Genomic DNA, 17,114 nt, shown 5'->3' on the forward strand with positions numbered 1-17,114 from the left:
CCGCCTGTACCGCCCTCAAACACGTTGTTGTTCGGGCCGTAGTAGAAGGCACTCAAGGTGTCATTGCCTGCGCCGCCAATCAGGGTGTTGGAGGTGGAGCTTTGCTCGCCGTACAGCACGTCATCGCCGTCACCGCCGTCGAGGATGTTCACGCCTGCGCCCCCGCGGATGTCGTCGTTGCCGGCGCCACCGTGAAGAATGTCATCCATGACCGTGCCGGTCATGACGTCGTCACCGGTGGTGCCGGTCACGATGAGTCCCGCAGTCGTCAGGTCGGCCGAATTCCAGATTGTTCCATCCGAAAATTCGACCCGTTCGATCTGGTAACCGGAATTGGCAAACCAGCCGATGACCGTAATCTTGTCGGTGCCATTGACATGGGCAAAGACCATGTCGTTACCTACCCGGTAGCTGCTGATGTCGCCAGCCTGTATGTTGGCGCCAAAGACCAGCTTGTCGATTGGTGTGGGGCCCGTCGACTGGTTCTCGGTGATGGTGTCTTGGCCATCACCCAGATTGAATTTGTAGGTGTCCACAAAGCAGCCGCCAGTGATGGTGTCGTTGCCCGTACCGCCCTCAAATACATTGTTGCCGGGGCCATAGTAGAAGACACTCATCGTGTCATTCCCCGCACCGCCAATCAGGGTGTTGGATGTGGAGTTTTGCTCTCCGTACAGCACGTCGTCGCCATCACCACCGTCCAGAATGTTTGTGCCGGCAGCACCGGTAATGGTGTCGTTACCGCCCATGCCAAGCAAGGTATCGCCCATGGGGGTGCCGGTCATGACGTCGTCGCCGGCCGTGCCGGTGACGATCAGGCCTGCAACCGTCAGGTCAGCCGAATTCCACACCGTCCCGTCAGCAAACTCGACCCGCTCGATCTGGTAACCGGAATTGGCAAACCAGCCGATGACCGTAATCTTGTCGGTGCCATTGACATGGGCAAAGACCATGTCGTTGCCCACCCGGTAGCTGCTGATGTCGCTGACCAGTATGCCTGCACCAAAGATCAATTTGTCGACTGGCGTGGGGCTGATTGACTGATTTTCCTGGATGGTGTCGTGGCCGTCGCCCAGGTTGAATTTGTAGGTGTCTGTAAAGCACGTGCCGACGATGTTGTCATCACCGGTTCCGCCTTCAAACACGTTGTTGTTCGGGCCGTAGTAAAACGCGCTCAGCGTGTCATTACCGGCGCCACCGATCAGGGTGTTGGAGGTAGAGGTTTGGTCGGCGTACAGCACGTCGTCACCGTCACCGCCATCCAGCAGGTTAACGCCCGCACCGCCATTGATGGTGTCATTGCCGGCGCCGCCGTACAACTCGTCGTTGCCTCCGCCGCCAGAAATCACGTTGGCGCCGGCACTGCCAACCACCGCCCAGTTTGCGTTGTCCTGCACCGCGTGGTTGGTATCGCCGCTTCCCAGTACAGCGACATGCTCCGCTGCAAGCATGACCTGGATTTCGGGCGTGTTGGTGTTGTTTTCAAGAATGCTCTGGAGCGTGAAATAGGGTTCCCAGCCCACTCCTTTAACCGTGGCGGAGGCGTACTTGTGCAGTTCAACCAGATCGATGGCTGTGTTGTACGTGTCACTCGCAGCCCGGGTATTGGCCATGGCCCGCGCAACGGTGGTGTCGAAATGAACGCCGGTCTCATCAATCGCCAGCTCAATGCTGTCGAGGTAGGGCTTCAACCGCGTCTGAACAACAAGTGCGGAGTACACACTTTCCTTCAGCGCATCGTACGCCTGCTGCAACAAAGCCAGCTGTTGTGGCGGCGGGCTGATGATGTATTCATACACCACATTGCCTGTTTCGGTGGGCTGGTGACTCAGAATCGCAAAACCTGCCGGCCGCGGGCCGCCTGTTTCGTCGCCATAAAACCTGCTGCCGTTGAAGGCTTCAAGCACGTAAATGAGATTCCGGTACTGGGCAACGGTAATGCCCGGTGGCAAGTTATACGTTGTGCCAGCGTTGTAGCCCACCGCCAATCCGTGTGAGAAACCAGAGGTGTCTGCCCACGCAGATATCAAGGTATCAAGCTGAGCACGCTGGGCATCACGTGTGGTGGCGGCCGCAAAAGTCTCCAGACGCGTAGCAAGGTCTGCGCTCAGGCTGGCCGCCGCCTGCAAATTGCGCACCATGCCGGAACCATTCATCTGCGGCAATGCCTGGGCTTGCGCGGTGATGGGAACAGGGTTACCGGCCTCGTCCACCACTTCCGGCGGGAACTCGGTAAAGAAATTATTGGTTTCAAGGTCGATCGCACCAACAGTATGCGTCTGGCCGTTCTGGGTAAAGGTGGCGCTCAGGGCCACGGTGTTGTTGTTGATCACCTGTCCCGCTTGTGGACCCGTGCTGCTGCCGTTGACGCCAATGCTGGTGATGTTGAGCTCAGTCAGGGTCTTGAGCTCACCGCTCTGGGTAATGCCGTCCTGATTGGCGTCTTGCCAAATCTTGAGTTCGCTAAATGCGGCATCTGCACTGGTGATAAAGCCATCGCCATTGGCGTCCAGGTCACGCAAGGCATCGAAGCCATCTGTGGCCAACGTGCTATTGCTCTTGATGGTGTCTACGCCAAAGAGCTCCCGGCCAGTGTCTATGGTGCCATTGCCGTTGAGGTCGCGCACCAAAAAACCGTCATCGGGTCTGGCCCAGCCGGTGCCGGTTTTGATGCCGTCTGCGTTGTGGTCGAAGAGGGTCGCACCGCTGGCGCCTGCCAATTCGAGGCCATCGCCGTCAAGGTCCAGAACCAGCGGATCTCGGCGGATGACAAGATTGCGAGCGGAGGTGAAATTGGAATTGACGTTGCCATTGATGTCGTAGTCGATGTCACCAATCCCACTGAATTGACTTCCAACAATATCGAGGAATCTCTTAATTTGGTCCCAGTTTGCAGGGCCGGGAACCTTGTCCATCCAGTCTTTCGCTTTCTGCGCCGTTGCAGGATCGGACGAAGACATGGCTTTACCCACACGTGTCAACAACCAAGTGCTCTCAACAACTGAATTAAATCCCGTCCCGCCGGTCCGGCGAAGCTTTTCCCAAATTTCTTCCACTTGATCTTCACCCAATGTTTGGGTGGCTATGTCCATAGGTGTTTTTAGGGTCCAGTTGTCGAGGGTGAGGCCGTTATTCTGAAAAGCTATTTCATGGAATTTTTCTGTTTCCTTGTAGCGGACATCACGACTTACCGAGCCACCAGATTGCAAAGCTATATCCTGTAAGGTTTGTAAATAGCCTATAGCCATATCTACGCGAATCCCGTCAATCTGCGTTTGCGTTAAGTTGCGGCAGGCCTCACCACCCAGGCCCATCATTGCTGTGCCTTGCAAATAATTTAAAGCGGATATACCGGTAATTGAGTCTCCGCGAGCCACGCCTGCAGCCCAGCCAGCGTAGCCATACCCCTGCGTGTTCAAGACGTCGTAAATCAGTCGTGCCTGCTCGACTCCACCCGTTTGAATTTGGCCGATGTACTGACTGAGCTGTTGACTAGAAATTGCTTGTGCCATGGAAATGCTTATTTGATTGTTGAGAAGTGATAGCGATCACAGACTAGGGTTTCGCTGAGGTCGCAGCGGACACGGCTTTGAAGCCCAGGATTTGCCGGCTAACTGCCTCCTGAATCTCTCGCCAGTTCGCCAATTGACTGCGACGGTAAACAATATAGACCTTTGCTCTCATATGAGGTGCAAGACTAAAGGTGTGTTCGCAAGGCGGAGCCGAAACACGTCGGTTGCTGCAATTGATATAGGTGTCGACGCTGCCTGCTTTATCAGCGTKTACAAAAAGATCACGCGCGTCTCTGTCCTCTCTATGCGGTGTGCCCGTCTTAGGGTTCATTCCGGTGGCGGCGTATACCTTTAAACCGTATTGCTTTGCTGGAAGCTCTTCGTACTTTTCATATTTGAGAGTGTTCGCTGAATTGCCGATTGCTGCTACTTGCCGATCCAGGAATTGGTCGCCTGGATAATCTGTTCCTGTGGAAATGCCAACGCTAATCCACGAGGTTTTAGAGGCTGGATGGCCAGCTTTGTCCTCTATCAGTTCTGCACTAGACTGCCCCGCCATATCTGGAAACCGTGTGTAGTAGCCAAAGCTGATCAGCTTGGACTGATGGGTGCGCAGGGGCCTTGGCCCCTGCCGCTTCCCGCCCCAGCCAGGATCGCCTTCGTATTCCACGTAATTTGCAAAGTGGCGCGGAATAGTTACCGGCACACCGCCCAGATCACCCACTATATCGCGCGGGGCCACCCGGGTTGCCTCCATGGCCGATGGCGACAAGGGATTCAATGTATCTAATGCATAGCTATTGGTTGACAGGAATCCCAATGCACCAGCAAGGACCAACACCGCTATATTTAAGCGTTGAAACTTGGCGGTGTGATTTGACCAATTTCCCGATACAGCAGTCATTCGTTTTGAGCTTTCGATAGCGTAGTTATAAAGGTATGAAGTCGTTCAACGGCTAGCTCATTCACGGCACGCCATCGGGAGAGGCGGAGGCAGAGAGAACGCGAATGCAGATTTAGCGAGAACCTAAAGAAGTTTAATTTCTATTTATGTAAATAATCCATCCATTGCATACCGCTGCCAATACGGCGATGTGATCTCTGTCAAGGTTTTAAGTTCTGTGCTTGACTAGTACCGTTTTGGTTAGCGTCAGGGCATATCTTGAGATCATCAAAAAGCAGTATTTGTGCTGATGATGAAAATTAGTGCCATTGTCAGTTTAGGTTGAACGGCTCCGGCAAACCAAATTAAATCGCACTCGTCGTCTGGCCGCCACAAGTCGTTTTCATTAGTTAGCGCAGAGGAAGTTCAGCAAACGTTTTAATCAAGCGGCTTGGTGCGGACCGGGCAGAGGTAACCTACACGCGATAGTGAAAATTCACCTACGGCACAACAACTGAACATGAACAGCCCACACCGCGGCCGCTTAGAGCAGACGGCGCCTTTTCGAGAGAATTGAGCGCAGAAGCAAATGGCGTCCATCGTTAGGTCGCCACAAAATCTTTCATCACCTTGTTGAGTTGCGCTGAAGTCTGACCCGAGGGGATCACTCCATCTCTACGTTACTTACAACCAGTCGTGGGCAGATGCCTCAATGCCCATTCTTAACGCTGGCGGGGCCGGTAGTCAGCCGCTGAAAGCCCAATTTCTCATGGTAAATATGGCTGCAAGCCAATAGAGGCGAGCGCGAGCAGCTATAAAAACAGGAGCACTTGCGTTGACCCGTTGCTTGTCACATCGCCGCGGCCAGCCAGTTCAAGCCGCCAGGCTCAACACTGTTTTGACCAGCGCCTGCGCACGCGGCACCAACGTATCGAGACAGCAGTATTCGTTATCGGTATGCGCCTTGGCGCCCACTGGGCCAACGCCGCACAGCGTGGGAATGCCCAGCGAGGCGGTGAAGCCCGCGTCGGAACAACCGCCCGTGGCTTCTCCGGCAACATCGAAACCGACTTCGGCCGCGCTCGTTTTGTATCGCCGCATCAGGTCGCTGCTGGCTTCGGGTTCCAGGGGCAGCGACTCCGACATCTGTGTGATGCGGATGGTGGTGCCCGGCACACCGGGTGCGGCGGCCAGGGCGTGGATGCTGGCGAACACCGCTTCGCGCTCGGGCAGGGTGCGAAAGCGCACGTCCAGCTTGGCTTGCGCGGCTGGCGCCACGGTGTTGGTCGACATGCCGCCGCTGATCAAACCTACATTGGTGGTGATGCCGCAGCTGTAATCGGTTAACGCGTGCAACGCGGTGACCAGTTGCGCCAGGGCGCCGATGGCGCTGGCGCCGTCGGCGTGGTTCATGCCCGAGTGGGCGGCGCGGCCGGTGACTTCAATCAAAAAGGTGGCGCCGCCCTTGCGCTCGGTGACCAGGTTGCCGCTGACGCGGCCGGGCTCTGAGTTGAAGACCGCTCGCGCGCCGCGCGCATGGGTTTCGATGGCGATGCGGCCGTTCTGCGAGCCGATTTCTTCGTCGGCCGTGAAAAGGCCCAGCACCGGGAAGGGCAACGGCGGCAGTTTTTGCAGCGCCATCATCACAAAGCATTGCAGCACCAGGCCGGACTTCATGTCGGACACGCCGGGGCCGTAGCCGCGCTCGCCGTCCACGCGCCAGGGGCGCTGGGCCACGGTGCCGGTGGGGAACACGGTGTCGCGGTGGCCCATTAACACCACCGGCGCTGCCGCTGCTTGCGCGCCCGGCAGTCGGGCCAGCAGCACGTCACCCTCGGCGACATCACCGCGGTGTTCGGCGCTGATGCCCGCGGTTTGCAGCCAGCCTGCCATGGCCTGGGCCACGCGGTCGGTGCCCGGCTTGTCGTGGCTGCTGGAGTCGATGTCGACCAGCGTGGCCAGGGCCGCCTGCATGGCGGGGCGCTGGCCGGCCAGCCATTCGGTGGCGGCGCAGCCTGGCGCTTGTACGGCGGTCATCGCGGTGGCCATCGCGGCACTCATGCGCATTCCTGCATCACGCCGGCGCCTTCTTCGGCCAGGTCCCAGAACATGCCGGCCATGATCTGCAGCGACTCACGGGTGGTGTCCACCAGGATGTGTTCATTGGGGGCGTGCTGGGAGCAGGCGGGGTACGAATGCGGCACCCACAGCGTGGGCAGGCCCAGCGTTTCAGAAAACACGTCGTTCGGCAGCGAGCCGCCGAGGTTGGGCAGCAGGGCCGGGCGGCGGCCGGTGCTGCGCTCGATGGAAGCCATGCCCCAGCGCACCCAGGCGTTGTCGGGGTCCAGGCGGGTGGCGGCCATGTTCACGTCGGTGCCGCGCACTTCCACATCGTCAAAGCCGTGGGCCAGCAAGTGCTTGCGGATGTGCGCCAGAAAACTCGCCGGGTCGCTGCCCACCACATAACGCATGTGGCAGTGCGCGCGTGCCTCGGCCGGAATGGCATGCACTGGCATGGCCGGGTTGCCGGTGGTGAAGGCCAGCACCTCCAGGCTGTTCCAGCCGATCACGCGCTCGGCCGGCGAGAGGCCTGGCTCGCCCCAGTCGGGATCGATCTCGGGATCGTTCGGGCCGCCGCCGACCTCGATGTCCTGCAGCGCGGTGCGCACGCTGGCCGGAATGGCGGTGGGCAGCAGGCCGGGCACCAGGATGCGGCCGCGGGCGTCCACCAGGCTGGCAATCGCGTGGGCCAGGCGGATGCCGGGGTTGCGCAAAAGGCCGCCCCAGTTGCCCGAATGGTGGCCACCGTCGCGCAGCTTGAGGTGCAGGTCGAAGTTGAAAACGCCGCGCGAGCCGAGAAACAGCGTGGCGCGCGAAGCCGACACACGCGGGCCGTCGGAGGCCAGGAACAGGTCGGCCGCCAGCGCATCGCGGTGCAGGGCACAGACCTCGTTCAGGCCCGGTGAGCCGTCTTCTTCACCCATTTCCAGGATGATTTTCACGTTGTAGCCCAGGCGCCCGCTGCGCACGGCCAGCACCTGTTCCAGCGCGGTCAGGTTGATGGTGTGCTGCCCCTTGTTGTCGGCGGTGCCGCGGCCGTACCAGCGGTTGCCGTCCACCACGATCTTCCATGGGCTCAGGCCTTCACGCCACTGGGCATCGTAGCCGCGCACCACGTCGCCGTGGCCGTAGGTCAGCATGGTGAAGGCGGCGCCGGGCTCGATGCGCTCGGCCAGCAGGAAAGGGCTTTTGCCCGGCACCGGGTTGTCGACGATGCGGCAGGCAAAACCCAGCTCCGTGAGCTTGGGCGTGATTTCGTTTTGTAGATAGGCGTGCAGGATGGGGCCGCTGGCGGCGTCCTGGCTTTCGGTTTTGTAGGCAACGCGTCGGTCCAGCGTTTGCTGGAAACGCCCGTCGTCGAAACAGGCGAGGGTCTGGGCCACGGCTTGGGTACGGCTCATGAGAGGTCCTTGAAATTGAAGGGAAATTGCGCGGTTGAAATGGAGAGGTAAAACGTCAGCCGATGGCTTCGGCGGCAATGTCCGGCACGCCCAGCCCGGGCTCGGGCGTGAGGGCCGAGGCCAGCAGCATGCGGGTGTAGGGGTGCTCGGGCCGGGCAAAGACCTGTTCGCGCGTGCCCAGCTCAACGATGGCACCGCGGTGCATCACGGCCACGCGGTCCACCAGGTGTTCGACCACACCCAGGTCGTGGCTGATAAAGAAGTAGGTCAGCCCGAACTCGGCCTTCAGGTCCATCAGCAGGTTCAGGATTTGCGCCTGCACCGACACGTCGAGCGCCGATGTCGGTTCGTCGCAGATCAGGATGTCGGGGCGCAGCACCAGTGCCCGCGCAATCGCCACGCGCTGGCGCTGCCCACCCGAAAGCTGGTTGGGGTACTGGCTGTGCGTGCGCTCGGGCATGCCGACCAGGTCGAGCATCTCGCGCACCTTGCGCTGCTGTTCCTGTGCAGTGCCCACTTTGTGCAGGGCCAGGGGCACCCCGACAATGCCTGCCACCGTGCGGCGTGGGTTCAGTGATGAATACGGGTCCTGAAAAATGGGCTGGATGTGGCGCGCCAGGGCGCGGCGCTGGCTGCTGTCGACTTCCTTGCCGTTGACCAGCACATTGCCGGAGGTGGGCGGCAGCAAGCCCAGCAGCATCTTGGCCAGGGTGCTTTTGCCGCAGCCGGACTCCCCGACCAGGCCCAGGGTTTCGCCCTTGCGGATGCGAAGCGAGACGTTATTCACCGCCCTGATTTCACCGGGCGCCGTGAACAGCCCGCGCTTGAGTTTGAAGACGCGGCTGAGCGCGCACAGCTCCAGCGCAATGTCTTCGCTGCCGCCCGGGGGCGTTGCCAAAGGGGTGGTGGGGTTCATGCGGCCTCCGCCAGCAAGGGTGAAGCCGCGACGCAGCGCACGGCATGCTCCGCGTCCAGCGCCACATAGGGCGGGGTGTTGGCGCAGCCTGCCTGTACCTGGCTGCAGCGGTTGGCAAAGGCACAGCCCTCTACCTTGCCCACCAGGCTGGGCACCACGCCGGGGATCGCCTGCAGGCGGCTGCCGGGCAGGGTCTTGCCGCGTACCGGAATGCAGTTGAGCAGCCCGCGGGTGTAGGGATGGGCGGGGTGGGCGAACAGTTCGGCCACCGGCGCGGTTTCCACCACTTCGCCCGCATACATCACGGCCACGCGGTCTGCGATGCGCGCCACCACGCCGAGGTCGTGTGTGATGAAGACCACCGCGGTGCCGAACTCTTTTTGCAGCTCACGGATCAGTCTAAGGATCTGCGCCTGGATGGTGACGTCCAGCGCGGTGGTGGGTTCGTCGGCAATGATCAGGTCCGGCTCGCACATCAGGGCCATGGCAATCACCACGCGCTGGCGCAGGCCGCCCGATAGCTGGTGCGGGTACTGCCGCAAACGGTCTGCGGCTTGCGGAACGCCCGCGCGTTCGAGCAGGTACAGCGCACGCTCACGCGCCTCGGCCATGCTGACCTTGCGGTGTGCGCGCAGCGCCTCGCACAGCTGGTCGCCCAGCGTGTACGACGGGTTCAGCGCCGTCATCGGCTCCTGGAAAATCATCGCCATGCGCGAGCCGCGCAGCGCGGACATTTCCCGCTCGGGCAGTCCCTGCAGGTCCACACCGCCGAAGCGGATGTGGTCGGCGGTGCGCACGGCCTTGCGCGGCAGCAGGCCCATCAGCGCAAGCGACGTCATCGACTTGCCACAGCCGGACTCGCCGACCAGGCACAGCATTTCCCCGCGCCGCACCTGGAAGTCGATGCCGCGCACGGCGTGCAGCATGCCGCCCGGTGTCGGCAGGTCGACGCGCAGGTTTTTCACGTCCAGCAAAATGTCCATGGGGGTTCCCTTTCAGTTGCGGCCGTCGGGCGCGGTCAGGTCACGCAGGCCGTCGCCCACCAGGTTGATGGCCAGCACCAGCAGGGCCAGCACCACCCCGGGCACCAGGATGACCCAGGGCTGGAAGAACATGTAGGCCTTCCCTTCGGCCACCATCAGCCCCCACGACGGCGTGGGCGGCTGCACGCCCAGGCCCAGGAAGGAGAGGGTGGATTCCAGCAAGATCGCGTGCGCCATCTCGAGCGTGGCCACCACGGTCAGCGGGCCCATCAGGTTGGGCAGCAGTTCGCGCACCAGGATGTAGGGCGTGGACGCGCCGAGCGCCTTGGCGGCGGCGATGAATTCGGCGTCGCGCAGCTGCTGCGTGGCCGAGCGCGTGACGATGGCGAAGCGGTCCCACAGCAACAGGCCCAGCAGGATGATGACCACCTGCAATGAGCCGCCGATGAGGGAAGCTGTGGCCAGCGCCACCAGCACCACCGGCATGGCCAGCCGGGTGGTGATGATGTAGCTGACCACGGCGTCGACGCGGCCGCCGAAATAGCCCGCCAGCACGCCCATGGTGGTGCCGATCAGCCCGGACACCAGTGCCGCGACCAGCCCGATGCCCAGCGATACGCGGGCGCCGTACAAAAGGCGGCTCAGATAGTCGCGGCCGAGCTTGTCGGTGCCGAAGACGTGTTCCCAGCTGCCCTTGTCGTGCCAGAACGGCGGGATCAGGCGCTGGGTCACGTCTTGCGCATACGGGTCATGCGGGCTGAGCCAGGGCGCGAACAGGGCGGCCACCACGGCCAGGCCCAGCAGGATGCTGCCCAGCGTCATGCCGCGGTGGCCCAGCACACGCCGCAGGCTGCGGCGCCAGGCGGGGACGGGCGGCAGCGGCAGCGCCGGCGCGGCGGAAACGGTCAGGGAAGGTGCGTTCATGGTGATGTCCTAGCGTGTGCGCATGCGGGGGTCGAGCGCGGCGTTGAAGACATCGGCCAGGAATGTCAGCCCGATGTAGAACACGGCGATGATCAGCACCACGGCCTGCACCACGGGGTAGTCGTTGCGCGAAATGGAGTCCCAGGCGAGCTGGCCCAGGCCCTGCATGGAATAGACCGATTCAATGACGACCGAGCCGCCCAGCATGAAGCCCAGCTCCACGGCCGCAAGGGCGACAACCGGAATGATGGCGTTGCGCAAGGCGTGCTTGAACACCACGCGTGCCGGGCTCAGGCCCTTGGCGCGCGCAGTGCGGATGTAGTCCGCGCCCAGCACGTCGAGCATGCCTGCGCGCGTCAGGCGCATCAGCGACGGCATGGCGTAGTAGCCCAGCGCAATGGCCGGCAGCACAAAGTGCTGCCAGGTGGTGTTGCCCGCAACGGGCAACCAGTGCAGCCCGACAGCGAAGAGCAGGATCAGCGTTAGCGCAAACCAGAAGTTGGGCATGGCCTGGCCGACCACCGCCACCATCAAGGCCAGCCGGTCTATCCAGGTGTCGCGGTAGACGGCGGCCAGCACGCCCAGCGGAATCGCCACCGACACCGCCAGCAGCAGGGACACGGCACCCAGCTTGAGCGTGATGGGCAGGCGCTCGCCGATGAGTTCCATCACGGTGTTCTGGAAGAAGAACGAACGCCCGAAGTCCAGGTGCAGCGCGCCCCACAGCCAGTCAAAAAACTGGGTGGTGATGGGGCGGTTCAGGCCGTACTGGACGCGCACTTCCTCGACGGCTGCGGCGTTTGCCTCGGCACCGGCGATGGAGGCCGCCAGGTCGCCGGAAAGGTGCAGCAGCATGAAACTGACGACGGCCACCGTGAGCATGACGCTCAGGGCCACCAGAAAGCGGCGGAATATGTATTGCAGCATGGGAATGCCCCGGTTGTTGCGTTAGCGGACTGCGCGGGTCAGCCCAGCCATGCGGCGCACGGCCGGGCCATCGTGGCTACTTCCAGCTGGCCTGGATGAAGCGTGGCAGCTCGTCCGCATGCGCCGTGAATTTGAGGTCCGGCGTGAAGGCGTAGTTGGTGGAGTAGGAGAACATGGGCGCCATGTAGGCCTGCTCGCTGATGCGCTGCAGGGCCTGCGCATATTTCTTCTTGCGCTCGGTCTTGTCAACCGTGCTGTCGGCGGTTTTCAGCAGTGCAATCACCTGCGGGTCTTTGGCCGTGTCGTCCGGGCCGCCTTCAAAGTAGTTGCCGACAAACGCGGACGCATCGTTGATGGAAAACGATCCCCAGGACTGGAAGGTCAGCGGCGCGCGGCCCGAGTAGATTTCGGTGCGCAGCACCGGGTACTGCACAAAATGCAGGCGTGCGCGTATGCCCACCTTGCGCAGGTCGCCCACCATGGCTTCGGCATATTCACGCTCGCGGTAAGCCCACAGGTCGGTGTCGAAGCCGTTGGGGTAACCCGCGGCCGCCAGCAGTGCCTTGGCCTTGGCCGGGTCGTAGGTGTACTTCACCTCTTTTTCAGTTTCGCAGCCGAACTGGGTGCGAAAGCACGGCGAATACACCGGCTGGCTGCCGCCGCGCACCAGGCTGTCGGCCAGGCCCTTGCGGTTGATGGCGTGGTTGACGGCCTGGCGTACACGAATGTCCTTGAAGGGCAGGGCTTCCGGCGTGGTGCCGTTGCTGTTGATCGACATGAAACCCACCCGCATGGTTTCACCGCTCAGCACGGTGGTGTTGGGCCTGGACTTGAGCGACTCTGCCTGGTCGGACGGCACGCGCCAGATCCAGTCCACCGCGCCCGTCATCAGCTGGGCCACGCGCGCTTCCGGGTCGCGGATCACCACAAACTTCACCGTGCCGATATTCGGCTGGCCCGCCGGACTGTCCTTGAAGTAGGCCGTGTTCTTCACCATGGTCACGCCCTGGCCTGGCACCACGGCGGTGATCTTGTAGGCACCGGTGCCAATGGGCGCCTTGCTGTAGCCCTCCAGGCCCACCTTCTTCATGTAAGCGGCGGGGTAGATCGGCGTGGGCCCGGCCAGGTAGTCCATCGCGGCCGGAAACGGCGCCTTCAAATTGATGCGGACCTGGTAGTCGCCGAGCTTTTCGACGTTTTTGATCCAGCCCGTGTTCTGGCGCGTGGCGATTTTGGCCTCCGGCGCCGTGACCACATTGAAGGTGTAGGCCACATCGTCGGCACTGAACTTGTCACCGTTGTGGAAGGTGACACCCTGGCGCAGGGTGACCAGCAACGCGGTGGCGGATTCCCATTTCCAGGCGGTGGCCAGCTGGGGTTTGAACTCACCGGTTTTGGGGTCCCGGTAGACCAGCGTGTCCCAGGCCAGGTTGGCCAGGATCACGCCTTCACGCATGTTGTTGTGGTACGGGCTGACGTTCTCAACCTCGCTGTCCGAGGCGTAAACCAGGGTGTCGTTGGCTTTGCCTGCATGGGCTGCAGTCAGGCCGGCACCGAAAGCCGCAAGCACAAAACTTTGACGCACCATCGTGGTGAAAAATTGCTTCATAAAAGTCCTTCGTCATGGCGTGGGGAGTGGAGACGGCTCATTCTGCGCAAGAACCAGACCGAAAGACCATTCCATGCATTAGAGAATATGTATGATTGCGTTGCCAAATCGGCAATGCTCTGGCAGCTCCGCCATCACCCGACGCCCATGACCCTTTCTCCCCAGGTTGCCCGTCAATTGCAGGACACCGCGCTGCGCTACTTCCTGGAGGTCGTGCGCTGCGGCTCCATCAGCGAAGCCTCCCAGCGCCTGAATGTGGCGGGGTCGGCCATCAGCCGCCATATCGCGCACCTGGAAGACCTGCTGGGCGCAACGCTTTTTGACCGCCATCCCAGGGGCATGGTGCCCAGCGCCGCCGGGGAGATGCTGGCCGTGCACGCGCTCAAATCGGCACACGACTCGGAGCGTGTGGTGCATGAGATCCAGGCGCTGCAAGGCATGCAGCGCGGGCGGGTGCGCCTGGCCTGCACCGAAGGTTTTGCAATGGAGTTCCTGCCCAAGGCCATCAGCGACTTCATGAAGACGCATCCCGGCATCCAGTTTCACCTGGGTGCGCACCCCCCGGCGGAATGCTCACGCCGCGTCCTGCATGGGGATGCCGACATCGGCCTCACCATGAGCCGGACTCCCGAAAGCGGCATCCAGGTAGAGCACGTGCAGCCGTCGCCGGTGATGGCGGCCATGCGCTTTGACCACCCGCTGACCCAGTTCAAACAGATCAACCTGAAGCAGCTGCTGGTCTACCCGATCGTGCTGCCGGAAGCAAACACCACCGTGCGCCAGCTGTTTGACATCGCCTGCAGCCTGCAGGGCCTGACCGTGTCGCCGGTGCTGACCAGCAACTACATCACCAGCCTGAACGACTTTTTGCGCCATTACCCGGAAAGCGTCACCATTGCGGGCGAAATATCGGTCCGCTACAAGGTCCAGCGCGGCGAGTTTGCGTGCATACGCCTGCGTGACCGTGGCCTGGATTTGCGCAATGTGGAAGTGCAAACGGCGACGGGCCGCACGCTGTCGCGGGCGGCGCAGGCCTTTCTGGCGCATCTGAAAACAGAGCTGTCGGGTTCACCGGCCTGAGCTGCCAATTGCCGGGAAGGCTTGCCGCTGCAGGTCGGTGCCACAAGAACTCTGTGCCGAATTGCTATCAATAACATAGCTGCTCGCGCATGTTGTTATTGGGCTGGAGGCCGTTTTTATACTTGAAAATGCCTCAAAAACACCTTGGGCGAGGATGGTTGGGCTGTGTTTTGATGCTGCCAGGCTGGTTCCGGCACGGCTATCAAGCACAAAAATAGCCGCTAGCCCAATAACAGCATGCGCCAGAAGCTATCAAAAACATAGCACCGAAAACACCAATTCCTCGAATCGTTATTCGATTATTGAGATAAATTAAGAGCGATATATTCTTTTGAGTTTTAACGCTTGCTCCCCACAATGCTTTGATCAGCAATCAAGGAGCACAGCATGACCACTCTCAGACTCGGCGACACCGCCCCCGATTTCACCCAGGACTCCACCGCCGGCAAGATTTCCTTTCACCAGTGGGCAGGCGATTCCTGGGTGGTGCTGTTTTCGCACCCAGCAGATTTCACACCCGTCTGCACCACCGAACTGGGCAAAACCGCGGCCCTGGGCGGTGAATTTGCCAAACGCAACGTCAAACCAATCGCCATCAGCGTGGATGCGCTGGAATCCCACGGCAAGTGGGTCAACGACATCAACGAGACGCAAAACACCACGGTGAATTTCCCCATCCTGGCCGATGCCGACCGCAAGGTGGCTAACCTGTACGACATGATTCACCCGAACGCCCTGAGCACCGGCCCCACGGCCACCGTGCGCAGCGTGTTCATCATTGACCCGAAAAAGGCCATCCGCACCACGTTTACCTACCCCGCCAGCACGGGCCGCAACTTCGACGAGATCCTGCGCGTCATCGACTCGCTGCAGCTGACCGACGGCTACAAGGTGGCCACGCCGGTGAACTGGAAAGACGGCGACGACGTGATCATCGTGCCCAGCCTGCAAGACCCGGCTGAACTTGCCCAGCGTTTCCCCAAAGGTTTCAAGGCCATCAAGCCTTATCTGCGCGTCACGCCGCAACCGAATAAATGATGCCCCCACGCTTGTCACTGCGTGTACTGCGCTGCCCCCCGAGGGGGCGCTGCGCCTGCGGCCCGGCAAAGCCGGTTCCGCGGCCCCGGCTTGCAAACGGCAACGTCGTTGCCTGCGGTGGCGCCTGGCGTGGCTCACTTGCTTGAAACCCGCTGAGGATCACCATTTTGCGTTTCATCATCGTCCCTGGCTGGCGTGACTCGGGCCCCGGCCACTGGCAAAGCCTGTGGGCCGAACGCCTGAGCAATGCGGTGCGCGTGCGCCAGGACGACTGGATCACGCCTTCGCGCAAGGCCTGGGTCGCGTCGCTGGCCAACACCATCGTGCTGCAGGACGAGCCGGTCGTGATCGTGGCGCACAGCCTGGGCTGCATTGCGACGACGCATCTGCCGCCGGAGGCGGCAGAGCGCATTCATGGCGCCTTGCTGGTGGCGCCGGCAGACCCGGAGCGCCGTGCCGTGCTGAGCGACTTTGCGCCCGTGCCCTACCAGAAGCTGCCTTACCGCAGCGTGCTGGTGGCCAGCAGCAACGACCCGTATTGCCCGGTGCGCCTGGCCGGTGCCTATGCCCGCGCCTGGGGCAGCGAATTTGTGCGCATGCAGGACGCCGGCCACATCAATGTGGAGTCGGGCCACGGCGAATGGCCGCTGGGCATTGCGCTGTTGCAGTCGCTGGCAGGTGATGCATCGCTGACGGCGCCCCGTCTTGACTTTTCTTCTTCGGCAAATTCTTCGTCTTCTTCTTTTGGATCCCTGGAAACGGCATGACTTCTTCAAAAATAAAAATCGCGCTTGCAACGCTGGCACTGGCCGCGGGCGCTTCGTTCTCCGGCACGGCTTCGGCACAAACGCTTCTCAATGGCTCGTATGACGTGGCGCGCGAGTTTTACAAGGAATACAACGCCGCTTTCATTGCCCACTACAAAAAGACCGCAGGCAAAGACATCAAGATTGACCAGTCGCACGGCGGCTCCAGCGCCATCGCACGCTCGGTAGCCGACGGCCTGGATGCTGATGTGGTGACCATGAACACCTCGACCGACGTCGACTTCCTGGCCGGCGCCGGCGTGGTCGTCAAAGACTGGACGAAGAAGTTTCCGGACAATGCATCGCCCACCACGTCGACCATGCTGTTCCTGGTGCGCAACGGCAACCCCAAGGGCATCAAGGACTGGGACGACCTCGTCAAGCCCGGCATCCAGGTGATTCTGGTGAACCCGAAAACCGGCGGCAATGGCCGCTACGCCTATCTGGCCGCCTGGGGTTACGCCAAGAAAAAGGGCGCCACCGATGCGCAGGCCGCCGAGTTCGTCGGCAAGCTCTACAAAAACGTGCCGGTGCTGGGCAAGGGCGGGCGCGACGCGACCACCGTGTTCCTGCAACGCAATATTGGCGACGTGCTGATTACGTTTGAGTCCGAAGTGTTGTCGGTGAACAAGGAGTTTGGCGAAGGCAAGGTGGACGCGGTCTACCCGTCCATCAGCATCGTGGCGGAAAACCCGGTGGCGGTGGTAGAGCGCACCGTGGCCAAGAAGGGCACGGCCGATCTGGCCAAGGCCTACCTGAACTACCTCTATTCAGACGAAGGCCAGGAAATCGCCGCACGCCATGCATTGCGTCCGCGCTCACAGGCCATCCTGAAAAAATACGCCAGCACCTTCAAGCCGCTGCAGCTCTTCACGGTGCAAGACGTCTTCGGCAGCCTCGGTGAAGCGCAAAAAGTGCACTTCAACGACGGCGGCCAGTTCGACAAGCTCTACACCGTCAAGTAAGCCGCACCAC

At 61.5% G+C, this 17,114-nt stretch carries 13 protein-coding genes; 4 read left to right on the forward strand and 9 right to left on the reverse strand.

What is annotated here, in order from left to right; all coding sequences use genetic code 11:
* The 9 genes from ACXJKE_RS21945 to ACXJKE_RS21985 form a co-directional block, all read right to left on the reverse strand.
* Nucleotides 1–3,512 (reverse strand): calcium-binding protein (locus tag ACXJKE_RS21945; RefSeq protein WP_457282706.1); only part of this gene is annotated, 3,512 nt, incomplete at its 3' end.
* A gap of 43 nt (nucleotides 3,513–3,555) precedes the next feature.
* Nucleotides 3,556–4,416, reverse strand: a complete 861-nt coding sequence (locus tag ACXJKE_RS21950) for a hypothetical protein (protein WP_457282707.1) — start codon at nucleotides 4,414–4,416, stop codon at nucleotides 3,556–3,558.
* An 852-nt stretch (nucleotides 4,417–5,268) separates the two neighbouring features.
* On the reverse strand, nucleotides 5,269–6,456 hold the full coding sequence (locus ACXJKE_RS21955; RefSeq protein WP_457282708.1) for a M20 family metallopeptidase: 1,188 nt from the start codon (nucleotides 6,454–6,456) through the stop codon (nucleotides 5,269–5,271).
* Complete coding sequence (locus ACXJKE_RS21960) at nucleotides 6,453–7,856, reverse strand: M20 family metallopeptidase (RefSeq protein ID WP_457282709.1); 1,404 nt, start codon at nucleotides 7,854–7,856, stop codon at nucleotides 6,453–6,455. Before ACXJKE_RS21960 ends, ACXJKE_RS21955 begins: the two co-directional genes overlap by 4 nt.
* A gap of 55 nt (nucleotides 7,857–7,911) precedes the next feature.
* Nucleotides 7,912–8,772 (reverse strand): ATP-binding cassette domain-containing protein, encoded by an 861-nt coding sequence (locus ACXJKE_RS21965; RefSeq protein ID WP_457282710.1) that lies wholly within the window; start codon nucleotides 8,770–8,772, stop codon nucleotides 7,912–7,914.
* Entirely contained in the window at nucleotides 8,769–9,755 is a 987-nt protein-coding gene (locus ACXJKE_RS21970) for an ABC transporter ATP-binding protein (RefSeq protein ID WP_457282711.1), read from the reverse strand. Before ACXJKE_RS21970 ends, ACXJKE_RS21965 begins: the two co-directional genes overlap by 4 nt.
* Nucleotides 9,756–9,767: 12 nt before the next feature.
* Entirely contained in the window at nucleotides 9,768–10,679 is a 912-nt protein-coding gene (locus ACXJKE_RS21975; RefSeq protein WP_457282712.1) for an ABC transporter permease, read from the reverse strand.
* 9 nt (nucleotides 10,680–10,688) lie between these two features.
* The gene (locus ACXJKE_RS21980; RefSeq protein WP_457282713.1) at nucleotides 10,689–11,606 is read right to left on the reverse strand and encodes an ABC transporter permease; all 918 of its coding nucleotides are present in this window, start codon (nucleotides 11,604–11,606) and stop codon (nucleotides 10,689–10,691) included.
* Between the two features lie 76 nt (nucleotides 11,607–11,682).
* Nucleotides 11,683–13,194 (reverse strand): ABC transporter substrate-binding protein, encoded by a 1,512-nt coding sequence (locus ACXJKE_RS21985; protein ID WP_457282795.1) that lies wholly within the window; start codon nucleotides 13,192–13,194, stop codon nucleotides 11,683–11,685.
* Between the two features lie 168 nt (nucleotides 13,195–13,362).
* On the opposite strand from ACXJKE_RS21985, the gene ACXJKE_RS21990 reads away from it, so the two are divergent.
* From ACXJKE_RS21990 to ACXJKE_RS22005, 4 genes are all read left to right on the forward strand, one after another.
* Nucleotides 13,363–14,295, forward strand: a complete 933-nt coding sequence (locus ACXJKE_RS21990) for a LysR family transcriptional regulator (protein ID WP_457282714.1) — start codon at nucleotides 13,363–13,365, stop codon at nucleotides 14,293–14,295.
* 387 nt (nucleotides 14,296–14,682) lie between these two features.
* The gene (locus tag ACXJKE_RS21995; RefSeq protein WP_457282715.1) at nucleotides 14,683–15,333 is read left to right on the forward strand and encodes a peroxiredoxin; all 651 of its coding nucleotides are present in this window, start codon (nucleotides 14,683–14,685) and stop codon (nucleotides 15,331–15,333) included.
* Nucleotides 15,334–15,500: 167 nt separating this feature from the next.
* The gene (locus tag ACXJKE_RS22000; RefSeq protein ID WP_457282716.1) at nucleotides 15,501–16,100 is read left to right on the forward strand and encodes an RBBP9/YdeN family alpha/beta hydrolase; all 600 of its coding nucleotides are present in this window, start codon (nucleotides 15,501–15,503) and stop codon (nucleotides 16,098–16,100) included.
* On the forward strand, nucleotides 16,097–17,104 hold the full coding sequence (locus tag ACXJKE_RS22005) for a sulfate ABC transporter substrate-binding protein (RefSeq protein ID WP_457282717.1): 1,008 nt from the start codon (nucleotides 16,097–16,099) through the stop codon (nucleotides 17,102–17,104). Before ACXJKE_RS22000 ends, ACXJKE_RS22005 begins: the two co-directional genes overlap by 4 nt.
* Nucleotides 17,105–17,114: the final 10 nt, after the last annotated feature.

This window comes from Polaromonas sp. P5_D5 (assembly GCF_054049435.1).

Bases quoted from the DNA above. Each gene is read 5' to 3' on its own strand.
- ACXJKE_RS22005 (WP_457282717.1), top strand. From the start codon at position 16,097: ATGACTTCTTCAAAAATAAAAATCGCGCTTGCAACGCTGGCACTGGCC.
- ACXJKE_RS21980 (WP_457282713.1), bottom strand. From the start codon at position 11,606: ATGCTGCAATACATATTCCGCCGCTTTCTGGTGGCCCTGAGCGTCATG.
- ACXJKE_RS21975 (WP_457282712.1), bottom strand. From the start codon at position 10,679: ATGAACGCACCTTCCCTGACCGTTTCCGCCGCGCCGGCGCTGCCGCTG.
- ACXJKE_RS21965 (WP_457282710.1), bottom strand. From the start codon at position 8,772: ATGAACCCCACCACCCCTTTGGCAACGCCCCCGGGCGGCAGCGAAGAC.
- ACXJKE_RS21990 (WP_457282714.1), top strand. From the start codon at position 13,363: ATGACCCTTTCTCCCCAGGTTGCCCGTCAATTGCAGGACACCGCGCTG.
- ACXJKE_RS21970 (WP_457282711.1), bottom strand. From the start codon at position 9,755: ATGGACATTTTGCTGGACGTGAAAAACCTGCGCGTCGACCTGCCGACA.
- ACXJKE_RS21960 (WP_457282709.1), bottom strand. From the start codon at position 7,856: ATGAGCCGTACCCAAGCCGTGGCCCAGACCCTCGCCTGTTTCGACGAC.
- ACXJKE_RS21995 (WP_457282715.1), top strand. From the start codon at position 14,683: ATGACCACTCTCAGACTCGGCGACACCGCCCCCGATTTCACCCAGGAC.
- ACXJKE_RS21955 (WP_457282708.1), bottom strand. From the start codon at position 6,456: ATGAGTGCCGCGATGGCCACCGCGATGACCGCCGTACAAGCGCCAGGC.
- ACXJKE_RS21985 (WP_457282795.1), bottom strand. From the start codon at position 13,194: ATGGTGCGTCAAAGTTTTGTGCTTGCGGCTTTCGGTGCCGGCCTGACT.